This is a genomic window from Archangium primigenium (assembly GCF_016904885.1).
Taxonomy (GTDB): Bacteria; Myxococcota; Myxococcia; order Myxococcales; family Myxococcaceae; genus Cystobacter; species Cystobacter primigenius.
In genome coordinates, this window is record NZ_JADWYI010000001.1 from 4,303,982 (window position 1) to 4,316,576 (window position 12,595).

8 protein-coding genes are annotated in these 12,595 nt (G+C 66.0%); all 8 read left to right on the top strand.

Features of this window, described 5'->3' with window-relative positions; genetic code table 11:
- Positions 1–233: 233 nt before the first annotated feature.
- The 8 genes from rplJ (at position 234) to I3V78_RS17955 (ending at position 12,587) form a co-directional block, all read left to right on the top strand.
- On the top strand, positions 234–755 hold the full coding sequence (gene rplJ / locus I3V78_RS17920) for a 50S ribosomal protein L10 (RefSeq protein WP_204489690.1): 522 nt from the start codon (positions 234–236) through the stop codon (positions 753–755).
- 90 nt (positions 756–845) lie between these two features.
- On the top strand, positions 846–1,220 hold the full coding sequence (rplL, locus tag I3V78_RS17925; RefSeq protein WP_204489691.1) for a 50S ribosomal protein L7/L12: 375 nt from the start codon (positions 846–848) through the stop codon (positions 1,218–1,220).
- Positions 1,221–1,399: 179 nt separating this feature from the next.
- Positions 1,400–5,629 carry a DNA-directed RNA polymerase subunit beta gene (gene rpoB / locus I3V78_RS17930; RefSeq protein WP_204489692.1) on the top strand — a complete coding sequence of 1,410 codons (4,230 nt, stop codon included), beginning with the start codon at positions 1,400–1,402 and terminating at the stop codon, positions 5,627–5,629.
- Between the two features lie 104 nt (positions 5,630–5,733).
- Positions 5,734–9,954, top strand: coding sequence for a DNA-directed RNA polymerase subunit beta' (gene rpoC / locus I3V78_RS17935; protein WP_204489693.1), 4,221 nt, complete (start codon positions 5,734–5,736; stop codon positions 9,952–9,954).
- A 287-nt stretch (positions 9,955–10,241) separates the two neighbouring features.
- On the top strand, positions 10,242–10,586 hold the full coding sequence (locus tag I3V78_RS17940) for a hypothetical protein (protein WP_204496687.1): 345 nt from the start codon (positions 10,242–10,244) through the stop codon (positions 10,584–10,586).
- On the top strand, positions 10,586–11,326 hold the full coding sequence (locus tag I3V78_RS17945) for a lytic transglycosylase domain-containing protein (RefSeq protein WP_204489694.1): 741 nt from the start codon (positions 10,586–10,588) through the stop codon (positions 11,324–11,326). Before I3V78_RS17940 ends, I3V78_RS17945 begins: the two co-directional genes overlap by 1 nt.
- A 107-nt stretch (positions 11,327–11,433) precedes the next feature.
- On the top strand, positions 11,434–12,099 hold the full coding sequence (locus I3V78_RS17950) for a hypothetical protein (protein ID WP_204489695.1): 666 nt from the start codon (positions 11,434–11,436) through the stop codon (positions 12,097–12,099).
- 20 nt (positions 12,100–12,119) lie between these two features.
- Positions 12,120–12,587, top strand: a complete 468-nt coding sequence (locus I3V78_RS17955; protein ID WP_204489696.1) for a social motility and stimulation tgl protein — start codon at positions 12,120–12,122, stop codon at positions 12,585–12,587.
- The last annotated feature ends 8 nt before the right edge of the window (positions 12,588–12,595 follow it).

Genomic DNA, 12,595 nt, shown 5'->3' on the forward strand with positions numbered 1-12,595 from the left:
TCCCTGGTCCCAGACAGCAGGGATCCAGAGTGGGGCTCCCGCCCTCCGTTGGCAACCGGGCAACCGGTCGGAAGCGGGAAGAACACCCTGGGTTCAAACGGCTCGTGCGGAGCCACCCTGCCGAGACTGGAGGTGCGGTGTGGTGCCTTTCGAGGCTCCTCTCGCTCTGCCACCGTGGTGGCCCAGGTAATCCAGCCCGCCTTCGGGTGGGCGTCGTGAGGAGGTGAAACCAAGTGATCAAGAGCGAGAAGGAAGAACTCATCAAGGAGCTCAACGAGAAGTTTTCGCGGGCGCAGACCGCGATCGTCGCTGAGTTTTCCAAGCTGAACGTGGAGACGGTCACCAAGCTGCGCAAGAAGTTCCGCGACGGCAAGGTGGACTACAAGGTTCTCAAGAACACGCTGGCCAAGCGTGCCGCGAAGGGCACTCCGGTGGAGGTCATCGCCGAGGACTTCGTGGGTCCCGTGGCCATCGCCATCAGCTACGACGACGTCGTGGCCCCGGCGAAGATCCTCACGGACTTCATCAAGGACCTGGAGACCATCAAGGTCCGCAGCGCGTCCGTGCAGGGTCGTCGCGTCGACGTCGAGGGCGTGAAGGCCCTGGCGAAGATGCCCGGTCTGCCGGAGCTGCGCGCTCAGCTGCTCGGCATGCTCAACCAGCCCGCCGGCAAGCTCGTGCGCACCATCGCGGCCCCCGGCTCCCAGCTGGCCCGCGTGCTCCAGGCCAATGTGGATCAGCAGCAGCCGAAGTAATCGTCTCCAGAAGCAAACCCACCGCAACCCCCCGGTCCTTGCCTCCCACGGGGAGCGCAGACCGTTACAAGCTGAAAGAAGGACATCGAAATGGCTGACCTGAACGCGATTGTCGAGCAGCTCTCCTCCCTGACGGTCATGGAGGCCGCCGAGCTGGTCAAGCAGCTCGAGGGCAAGTGGGGCGTTTCCGCCGCCGCCGTGGCCGTGGCCGCTGGCCCCGCCGCTGGCCCCGCCGCCGCTCCTGTCGAGGAGAAGACGGAGTTCAACGTCATCCTGGCCAACGCCGGGGCGAACAAGATCAACGTCATCAAGGAGATCCGCGCGATCACCGGCCTGGGCCTGAAGGAGGCCAAGGACCTGGTCGAGGGCGCTCCCAAGCCGGTGAAGGAGGGCGTCAACAAGGACGACGCCAAGAAGATCAAGGACCAGCTCGTCGCCGCTGGCGCCACCGTCGACATCAAGTAATTCCGATTCAGGCCGGCGCCGGGTTTCGGGAAATTCCCGGCGCCTCCTGACCGGTTGAGCAGGCCGGCGTGCCCGGAAAGGGTGCGCCGGTTCTGCCCTTTCCGTATTTGTAAATTTCCCGCTGCCGCTGCGCGTTTTCCGAGCTCGTCCCGCCCGAGCTTGCTCGCCCCGGAGTTTGAATGCCGACGCAGATCCAGAACAACTTCCGAGTGCGGAAGACCTTCGCGAAGATCGCGAAGACCATCGACATTCCCAACCTCATCAACATCCAGAAGCAGTCCTACGAGAAGTTCCTCCAGGCGGATATCCCGCCCGAGAAGCGCGAGGACCTCGGACTGCAGGGAGTCTTCAAGTCGGTCTTCCCCATCCGCGACTTCAACGAGACGTCCTCGCTGGAGTTCGTGAGCTACCACCTCGAGAAGCCCAAGTACGATGTGGACGAGTGCCACCAGCGTGGCATGACCTACTCGGCCCCCATCAAGGTCGTTGTGCGTCTGGTCGTGTGGGACAAGGACGAGGAGACGGGCGCCCAGTCGATTCGTGACGTGAAGGAGCAGGAGGTCTACTTCGGGGAAATCCCGCTGATGACCCAGAACGGCACCTTCATCATCAACGGCACCGAGCGCGTGGTGGTCAGCCAGCTGCACCGCAGCCCGGGTGCCTTCTTCGACCACGACAAGGGCAAGAGCCACTCGTCTGGCAAGCTGCTCTACAACGCCCGCATCATCCCGTACCGCGGCTCGTGGATCGACTTCGAGTTCGACCACAAGGACATCCTGTACGTCCGCATCGACCGGCGCCGCAAGCTGCCGGCCACGGTGCTCATCCGCGCCCTGGGCGCGGTGTCCGACACCGCCAAGAAGAATCCTCTGGAGTTCCGCGGCTCCACCGAGGAGATGCTCAACTACTACTACGCCACGGAGACCATCTACCTCCAGAGCAACGTCGACTTCGAGAAGTCGGTGGAGCTGGAGCTGTTGCCCGGTCAGCGCGCCACGCGCGACATCAAGACCAAGACGGGCGACATCATCGTCAAGAAGAACCGCAAGTTCACCCGCGCCGCCATCAAGAAGCTCGAGGCGGCCAAGATGAAGACGCTCCCCATCGACGCGGATGAGCTCTTCACCAAGGTGTCCGCCTACGACGTGGTGGACGAGAACACCGGCGAGGTCATCCTCGAGTGCAACGAGGAAGTCTCGCAGGAGAAGGTCGACGAGCTCCTCAAGCGCGACATCAAGGAGTTCAAGGTCCTCTTCATCGACAACCTCAACGTGGGTCCCTACCTGCGTGAGACGTTGATGCTGGACAAGATCGAGACGCCCGAGCAGGCGATCATGGAGATCTACCGGCGTCTGCGCCCGGGTGATCCCCCGACGCCCGAGACGGCCACCAATCTCTTCAGCAACCTGTTCTTCAACCCCGAGCGCTACGACCTGTCCAAGGTCGGCCGCCTCAAGCTGAACTTCAAGTTCGGCCTCGAGGAGCCGCTCGACGGGCAGATCCTCACCAAGCGGGACATCCTCGAGGTCATCCGCTACCTGGTGGACCTCAAGAACGGCAAGGGCGTGATCGACGACATCGATCACCTCGGCAACCGCCGTGTGCGCGCCGTGGGCGAGCTCCTGGAGAACCAGTACCGCATCGGTCTGGTGCGCATGGAGCGGGCGATCAAGGAGCGCATGAGCCTCCAGGAGATCGAGACGCTCATGCCGCACGATCTCATCAACGCCAAGCCCGTGACCGCGGTCATCAAGGAGTTCTTCGGGTCCAGCCAGCTGTCGCAGTTCATGGACCAGACCAACCCCCTGTCCGAGGTGACCCACAAGCGGCGTCTGTCCGCGCTCGGGCCCGGTGGTCTCACGCGCGAGCGCGCGGGCTTCGAGGTGCGCGACGTGCACCCGACGCACTACGGCCGCATCTGCCCCATCGAGACGCCGGAAGGCCCGAACATCGGCCTCATCGCGTCGCTGTCCACCTACGCTCGCGTCAACGAGTTCGGCTTCGTCGAGACGCCGTACAAGAAGGTGGAGGCCGGCTCGGTCACCGGGGACGTGGCCTTCTACTCCGCGCTCGAGGAGGAGAAGCACACCATCGCGCAGGCCAACGCGGAGACGGACGCCAAGGGCAAGTTCGTCAACGCGCTCGTGCAGGCGCGCCGCAGCGGCGAGTTCGTCCAGTCCAAGGCCGAGGACGTCGACCTGATGGACGTGTCGCCCAACCAGCTCGTGTCCGTGGCCGCCTCGCTCATCCCGTTCCTCGAGAACGACGACGCGAACCGCGCGCTCATGGGCTCGAACATGCAGCGCCAGGCGGTGCCGCTGCTGCGCACCGCGGCTCCGCTCGTGGGCACCGGCATCGAGGCGATCGTCGCCCGCGACTCCGGCGTCACCTGCGTGGCCCGGCGTGACGGCACTGTCGAGAGCGTGGACGCCGGCCGCATCGTGGTGAAGGCCGACTCCTCCACGGGCGCCTTCGACATCTCGAGCGAAGTCGACATCTACAACCTGCTCAAGTACCAGCGCTCCAACCAGAACACGTGCCTCAACCAGAAGCCCATCGTTCGCAAGGGCGACCGGGTGCGCAAGGGTGACGTGATCGCGGACGGACCCGCTACCGAGACGGGTGAACTCGCGCTCGGCCAGAACGTGGTCGTCGCGTTCATGCCGTGGCAGGGCTACAACTTCGAGGACTCCATCCTCATCTCCGAGCGCATCCTCAAGGAGGACGTCTTCACGTCCATCCACATCGAGGAGTTCGAGTGCATCGCGCGCGACACCAAGCTCGGCAAGGAGGAGATCACCCGCGACATCCCGAACGTGGGTGAGGAGGCGCTCAAGGACCTGGACGAGAGCGGCATCATCCGCATCGGCGCCGAGGTGAAGCCCGGCGACGTGCTGGTCGGCAAGATCACCCCCAAGGGCGAGACCCAGCTCTCTCCCGAGGAGAAGCTCCTTCGCGCCATCTTCGGCGAGAAGGCCGGCGACGTGCGTGACAGCTCGCTGCGCGTGCCTCCGGGCGTCGTGGGCACCGTCATCAACGCCAAGGTGTTCAGCCGCAAGGGCGTGGAGAAGGACGAGCGCGCCAAGCAGATCGAGTCGATGGAGGAGGCCAAGCTCCTCAAGGACCAGAACGACGAGATCAAGGTCCTGCGCGACAGCGCCTACAACCGCATCCGCACCATGCTCCGGACGAAGGAGATCCAGGGCAAGCTCGTGGATGACAAGGGCAAGATCCTGCTGAAGAAGGGCGACATCGTCAACGACGAGCTCCTCTCCACCGTGCCCTACAAGTACTGGACGGAGATCTCCGTCGGGGACGCGCTCGACGGCAAGCTGCGCGACATCCTGCGCAACCTCGAGGAGACCACCGAGGCCGTGAAGCTGGCCTTCGGCGAGAAGATCGCCCGCATCAAGAAGGGCGACGAGCTCCCGCCGGGCGTCATCAAGATGGTGAAGGTGTACGTCGCCATCAAGCGCAAGCTGGCCGTGGGCGACAAGATGGCCGGCCGCCACGGCAACAAGGGCGTGGTCTCGCGCGTGCTGCCCGAGGAGGACCTGCCGTACCTCGAGGACGGCCGCCCCGTGGACATCGTGCTCAACCCGCTGGGCGTGCCCTCGCGCATGAACATCGGGCAGATCCTCGAGACGCACCTGGGCTGGGCCGCCAAGGGCGTGGGCGAGCAGCTGCAGCGCTACATCGAGGAGAACTACAGCGGCGAGAACCTCAAGAAGCAGCTCAAGACCGTCTACGACGACGCCGCCTTCGGCAAGTTCGTGGATGGCTTGTCCGACGACGAGGTGAAGAGCCTGGCGCAGCGGCTCAAGAAGGGCATCCATGTCGCCACGCCGGTGTTCGACGGCGCGCGCGAGACGGAGATCCACTCGCTCTTCGACGAGGCCCGTCTGCCGCGCACCGGCCAGATGGTGCTCTTCGACGGCCGTACCGGTGAGCCGTTCGACCAGAACGTCACCGTGGGCGTCATGTACATGCTCAAGCTGCACCACCTGGTGGACGAGAAGATCCACGCCCGCTCCATCGGGCCCTACTCGCTCGTCACCCAGCAGCCCCTGGGCGGCAAGGCCCAGTTCGGCGGTCAGCGTCTCGGCGAGATGGAAGTGTGGGCGATGGAGGCCTACGGCGCCGCGTACACGCTCCAGGAGTTCCTCACCGTCAAGTCCGACGACGTGGTGGGCCGCACGCGCATGTACGAGGCCATCGTCAAGGGCGACAACGTGCTCGAGTCCGGTCTGCCCGAGTCGTTCAACGTGTTGCTCAAGGAGCTCCAGTCGCTCGCCCTGGACGTGGAACTCTTGGAGAGCGCGCCCCCCGAGCGCCAGCGTTCGTTCTCGGGTGACTTCGGTGGCGGCAGCGACGGCGACGACCGGGTGAAGACCGGCACGGAAGCCTAAGTCAGCGTGCCTTCCCCCCGGCGCCCGCCCCCTGAGCGGGCGGGCGCTGGCGGGTCGGCGAAACGAATTAGCGCTCACGCGCTCAAAAGACGTTCGGAGGCAACGTGAAGGACATTTTCAACTTCTTCGAGAAGCCGAAGGATCCGCTCTCGTTCAACGCCATCCGCATCGCGCTGGCGTCGCCGGACAAGATCCGCCAGTGGTCGCACGGCGAGGTGAAGAAGCCCGAGACGATCAACTACCGGACCTTCAAGCCGGAGCGGGACGGTCTGTTCTGCGCCCGCATCTTCGGCCCGGTGAAGGATTACGAGTGCAACTGCGGCAAGTACAAGCGCATGAAGCACCGCGGCGTCGTGTGCGAGAAGTGCGGCGTGGAGGTCATCCAGTCCAAGGTGCGCCGTGAGCGCCTGGGCCACATCACGCTCGCCACCCCCGTGGCGCACATCTGGTTCCTCAAGTCGCTGCCCTCGCGCATCGGCAACCTGCTCGACATCACGCTCAAGGAGCTCGAGAAGGTCCTCTACTGCGAGAGCTACATCATCATCGATCCCAAGGCGACGCCGCTGACCAAGGGCGAGCTCGTCAGCGAGGAGAAGCTCCACCGGCTCTACGAGGAGCACGGCGAGGAGTCCTTCTCCGCGGGCATGGGCGGTGAGGCGGTGCGCGAGATGCTCAAGTCGCTGGACGTGATCCGTCTGTCCGAGGATCTGCGCCGCGACATGCGCGAGACCAACTCCGAGGCCAAGAAGAAGAAGTACGCCAAGCGCCTCAAGGTGGCCGAGGCCTTCCGGATGTCGGGCAACAAGCCCGAGTGGATGATGCTGGACGTCATCCCCGTCATCCCGCCCGACCTGCGTCCGCTCGTCCCCCTGGACGGTGGCCGCTTCGCGACCTCGGACCTCAACGACCTGTACCGCCGCGTCATCAACCGCAACAACCGTCTCAAGCGGCTGCAGGAGCTCAACGCTCCGGACATCATCATCCGCAACGAGAAGCGGATGCTCCAGGAGGCCGTGGACGCGCTGTTCGACAACGGCCGCCGCGGCAAGACGATCACCGGCCCCAACAAGCGGCCGCTCAAGTCGCTGTCCGACATGCTCAAGGGCAAGCAGGGCCGGTTCCGTCAGAACCTGCTCGGCAAGCGCGTGGACTACTCGGGCCGTTCCGTGATCGTGGTGGGCCCCGAGCTGCGCCTGCACCAGTGCGGTCTGCCCAAGATCATGGCGCTCGAGCTCTTCAAGCCGTTCATCTACAACAAGCTCGAAGAGAAGGGCTACGTCACCACCATCAAGAGCGCCAAGAAGATGGTGGAGAAGGAGCGTCCCGAGGTGTGGGACATCCTCGAGGACGTGATCCGCGAGCACCCGGTGCTCCTCAACCGCGCCCCCACGCTGCACCGTCTGGGCATGCAGGCCTTCGAGCCCGTGCTCATCGAGGGCAAGGCCATCCAGCTGCACCCGCTCGTGTGCGCCGCGTTCAACGCGGACTTCGACGGTGACCAGATGGCCGTGCACGTGCCGCTGTCCATCGAGGCCCAGATGGAGGCGCGCGTGCTGATGATGTCGACGAACAACATCCTCAGCCCCGCCAACGGCAAGCCCATCATCGTCCCCACGCAGGACATGGTGCTCGGCATCTACTACATGACGCGCGCCCGTGAGTTCGCCCACGGCGAGGGTCGCGTGTTCGCCTCGCCCGACGAGGTGCGCGCCGCCTACGACCATGGCGAGGTGCACCTGCAGGCGAAGGTCGTCTGCCGCATCCTCGGCAAGCGCAAGGAGACCACCGTCGGCCGCGTCCTGCTCTGGGACATCGTGCCGCGCAAGGTGGGCTTCGACGCCATCAACAAGGTGCTCGACAAGAAGTCGCTCGGTGGACTCATCGACCTCTGCTACCGCCTCACCGGCGAGAAGGAGACGGTGCTGCTGGCCGACCGCATCCGCAGCCTCGGCTACACCAACGCCACCCGGGCCGGCATCTCCATCGCGCTCAAGGACATGATCATTCCTGCCAAGAAGCAGGAGTTCCTGGACTACGCGCGCAAGGAAGTGGCGGAGATCGAGAACCAGTACCTCGAGGGTCTCATCACCGACGGCGAGCGCTACAACAAGGTCATCGATATCTGGGCGGAGATCACCGAGAAGGTGGCCGCCGAGATGATGCAGCAGATCTCGCAGGAGGAGACCACCGGCGAGCGCGAGGGCAAGAAGGAGACGCGCAAGCAGCCGTCCTTCAACCCCATCTACATCATGGCCGACTCGGGTGCCCGCGGCAGCGCCCAGCAGATCCGCCAGCTGGCCGGTATGCGTGGCCTCATGGCCAAGCCGTCCGGTGAAATCATCGAGACGCCCATCACGGCGAACTTCCGTGAAGGCCTCTCGGTGCTCCAGTACTTCATCTCCACCCACGGCGCCCGCAAGGGTCTGGCGGACACGGCCCTCAAGACGGCCAACTCCGGCTACCTGACCCGCCGTCTCGTCGATGTGGCCCAGGACGCCATCATCAACGAGTACGACTGCGGCACCATGGACGGCCTGTTCATCGGCGCCCTCGTCGAGGGCGGTGAGATCATCGAGGCGCTCGGCGAGCGCATCCTCGGCCGCGTGGCCCTGGACGACATCCTCGATCCGGTGACCAACGACGTGCTCGTGCGCGCCAACGAGGAGATCGACGAGGACCGCGTCAAGAAGATCGAGAACAGCGGCCTCGACAAGGTGAAGATCCGCTCGGTGCTCACCTGCCAGGCCAAGCGCGGCATCTGCGTGGAGTGCTACGGCCGTGATCTGGCGCGTGGCCGCAAGGTGTCCGTCGGCGAGGCCGTGGGTGTCATCGCGGCGCAGTCCATCGGCGAGCCGGGTACCCAGCTCACGATGCGCACCTTCCACATCGGTGGCGCGGCGCAGCGGCGCGCCGAGCAGTCGAGCCTCGAGAACCGCAACGCCGGTACGGTGAAGTTCTCGGGCCTCAACACGGTGCAGAGGAAGGACGGCAGCCTCGTCGCCATGAACCGCAACGGCGAGCTCGTCATCATCGACGAGAGCGGCCGTGAGCGCGAGCGCTACCAGGTCATCTACGGCGCCCGCATCCTCGTGAAGGAGGGTCAGAAGCTCGAGGCCAACACGCTGGTGGCCGAGTGGGATCCGTTCGCCATCCCGCTGCTCACCGAGGTGGGCGGTACGGTGCGCTTCGATGACATCATCGAAGGCGTCACGATGAACGAGTCGCTGGACGAGGTGACCGGCCTCACCCGCAAGACGATCATCGAGTCCAAGGATCCCGACGCCCGTCCGCACATCACGCTGCGCGACGAGCAGGGCAACCTCAAGGATCTGGTGTCCTCCAAGGGCCAGGCGAGCTACTTCCTGCCCCAGGGCTCCATCATCACCGTCAACGACGGCGACGAGATCCACGCCGGTGAGGTCATCGCCAAGGTGCCTCGCGAGACCACGAAGACCAAGGACATCACGGGCGGTCTGCCCCGCGTGGCCGAGCTTTTCGAGGCGCGCAAGCCCAAGGACGCCGCGTCCATCGCCGAGATCGACGGCGTGGTCTCCTTCGGCAAGGACACCAAGGGCAAGCGCAAGCTCATCATCACCCCCGAGGTGGGCGGCGAGCTGCGCACGGACCTCGCCAAGGAGTACCTGATCTCCAAGGGCAAGAACATCAGCGTGCACGCCGGCGACCGCGTCAAGGCCGGCGAGGCGCTCATGGACGGCTCGGCCAACCCGCACGACATCCTCAAGGTGCTCGGCGAGAAGGCGCTCGCGGGCTACCTGGTGGATGAGGTGCAGGAGGTCTACCGGCTGCAGGGCGTGAAGATCAACGACAAGCACATCGAGGTGATCGTCCGCCAGATGCTGCGCCGGGTGCGCGTCACCGACGTGGGCGACACGAGCTTCCTCGTCGACGAGCAGGTCGAGAAGTGGGTGTTCGAGGAGGAGAACGAGAAGATCATGGCCAATGGCCAGCGCCCGGGTGTCGGCGAGCCGCTGCTGCTCGGCATCACCAAGGCCTCGCTCTCCACCGAGTCGTTCATCTCGGCCTCCTCCTTCCAGGAGACCACCAAGGTGCTCACCGAGGCCGCCATCAACGGCAAGGTGGACTACCTGCGCGGCCTCAAGGAGAACGTCATCATGGGCCGCCTCATCCCCGCGGGAACGGGTCTGCCCAACTACAAGCACCTGGACATCGCGGTGGAGAGCCCCGCGGACGAGATCTCCGAGATGGAGGCCGCCCTGGCCGCCACCCACGGTGACGACGTCCTCCCGGCCCTGTCCTCCTCCGGTGGGCGTTCCGAGGGCTCGCAGAGCAGCGGCGCCGCCTAGCCGCTCGCTCCCCATCCGTTGAGTCGTCCACGAAGCCGTCGCTCCCTCTGGGGGGCGGCGGCTTTTCTTATGCGCTCCGGGGGTTTTACTACTTGACTGCTGACGCTTGCTGAACTACGTAAAATCCCATCTTGGAGCTCGACCTGGGGGGCCCGGGCGATCATCCAGCACCGAGCGCCGTGAACGTGGGCGGCGTTGATTCCGGACGCGGGGCAGGCTGTCCGCGCTCTCTTCCTTACCCCCGCCATCCTGGCCTCGGGCTGGGAGGGCTCATGCTGGAGACACCCATGGACAAGTCGGAGATCTCGCCCAAGCACCCCCTGTCGGAGACCTTCGAGCGGGTCTGGAGTCAGGCCCTGCTGGCCGTATCTACCGCCGAGGACGAGGCGACGCGCTGTGCCCAGCGCGTGGCCGATCTGGCCGGCTGGAGCCAGGACGAGGTGGTGCGCCAGGGTCGCATGCTGACGGACCGGCTGACGGGTCACCGCAAGGATCTGGAGCACAACGTGGAGGAAGGCGTGCGCCGCGCGCTCATCCACTTCAAGATTCCGTGTCGGGATGAAATCCAGGACATCGAGTCGCGCCTGATCCGGCTCGCCGCGCGCATCGACGCCATGGGCCAGAGGAAGTGATGGCCGCCCCCCCTGCTCCGAGGAGAAGGGGAGAGGGGGTATTCCGGCTCCTGCACGCGCTGGGGGCCGGATGCGGCACGCTTCCATTGGTGGCGGGCGTGGCCCTGGTGTTGTCCGCCCGGGCCGTTCCGCTGCTCGCGGCCCCCGAGGCCGTGCGGCTCGCCGAGCCCACCCGCTTCGAAGGAGCGTCTCCCGACGCGACGCTCATCGACGCGGTGCTGGCCAAGCGGGCCCCCGAACTGGGTCTGACGCTGCGGCGGCAGATCGTTCAGGCCATCGCCGAGGAGGCGGGGAAGGCGGGCTATGATCCGCTGCTCATCCTCGCCCTCATCGACGTGGAGTCGGACTTCGCGGAGGAGGCCATCTCCGAGAAGGGCGCGCGGGGGCTGATGCAGATCAAGCCCAGCACGCTGCACTTCCTGGCGGAGAAGGAAGGCCTGCGCCTGTCCCGCGAGGAGGTGGCCGCGGACCCCTCCCTGGGGGTGCGCCTGGGCATCCGCTACCTGCGGGCGCTCAATGATCGCTTCGGCGATCTGGAATTGGCGCTCATGGCCTACAACGCGGGCCCCACCCGCATCTGGCAGGCGAAGAAGGCGGGGGAATTGGACACCTTCCGCCGCTACCCCCGTCTGGTCCGGCGCGAGTTCAAGCGCTTCCGGGAAGGCGAGGGGTTGGGTGGAGATTGGGCCCTGGCGCAACGCGAGGGCCTGGAGAACGTGCCCGAGCAGAAGACGCCCTGAGGCGCGGATCCTCGGGACTGCCCGGGTGACCCGGGGAGTTGCCGCGACGCGCTTGTCCGCTCCGGGCGGGTGCGCTATCGCTCGTGTCCAGAGGAGTCCGCCCCCCCATGCGCCGCGCCATTCCCGCACTCGCCCTCCTGGCCCTGTGGCCAGTCGCCGCCCTGGCCGAGGTGTTCCTCAACGGCCAGCCCATCGGGGGCCTGACGAACCAGACCTTCGACAAGGTCGCCTCCGTCCGCTTCGACGCGCAGGGCAACATCCACATCGAGGCGCCGGCCTATTCCGTCAGGATGGCGCCCGTGGCCGCGCCAGCCCCCGCCCCAGCGCCCGCGCCCGTGACGCCCCCGGCCCCGGCCCCCGCGGCCGTGGCGCCCCCGGCCCCGGCTCCCGCGCCCGCCGCCACGGAGCCCGCCCGCCTGACGCGTCGCTACTGGCTCGTGACGGAGCAGTCGGCGCCCGGCATGGCGGAGTTCGACATCGACGTCTTCGTCAACGCGGTCTGGGTGCGCAAGCTGCGCAACAGCGAGGACCAGGTCCTCCTCGAGCTCACCCGCTCCCTCACGCCGGGCAAGAACACGGTGCTGTTCATGGCGCACAAAGTGGCGTCCTCGCCCCGGCGGAGCGAATCTGCCCAGCATGTGTTCAAGGTCATCATCGGCGAGGGCAACGCGGGCGGGGGCAAGGTGATGATCGACAGTCCGCTCATCCGCTTCCAGCGCACCGCCGCGGAGGCGGAGGACGTGTCCGCGGAGTTCTCCCTCATCACGCGCTAGCGTGGGAATGGCCGCCCAACGTGTTCTCCATCGACGAGCGATTCCGAGGCCTGCCCGCCAGCCGGGAGCAGGTGTTGGTGCTGCACCAGTCCATCAACTCCCCGCACCTGGCCATCCCCTCCAAGCCGGCGGGGCCCGCGCAGGCGTTCGTGCTGGGTCTGCGCGGCGCGGGCGGCTTCGCGGTCTTCATCTACCTGTTCCTCTCCGAGGCCCGGGACTGCGCCATCTACGCGCCGGGCCGGCGGGGCACGCGCCTGGAGGACTACCAGCAGGACGAGGCCGAGGCGCTCGGCTTCGTGGAGTCCATGGGCTTCATGATGGACAACACGAACTTCCAGGCCCTGCCTGGAGCCCAGCAGGATGAGTTGTTGAAGACCTTGCCCCTCTTCTACAAGGATCCCAAGCTGGTGCCGGGTGCCGCGAAGACCCGTGCCGAGGGCAAGCGAACCGCCTCGACGAATCTGGGCCGCCTGCTGGCCTCCTTTTGAGCCTTCCC

Coding starts and splice junctions, on each gene's coding strand:
- rplL (WP_204489691.1), top strand. CDS start 846: ATGGCTGACCTGAACGCGATTGTCGAGCAGCTCTCCTCCCTGACGGTC.
- rpoB (WP_204489692.1), top strand. CDS start 1,400: ATGCCGACGCAGATCCAGAACAACTTCCGAGTGCGGAAGACCTTCGCG.
- I3V78_RS17940 (WP_204496687.1), top strand. CDS start 10,242: ATGGACAAGTCGGAGATCTCGCCCAAGCACCCCCTGTCGGAGACCTTC.
- I3V78_RS17945 (WP_204489694.1), top strand. CDS start 10,586: ATGGCCGCCCCCCCTGCTCCGAGGAGAAGGGGAGAGGGGGTATTCCGG.
- I3V78_RS17950 (WP_204489695.1), top strand. CDS start 11,434: ATGCGCCGCGCCATTCCCGCACTCGCCCTCCTGGCCCTGTGGCCAGTC.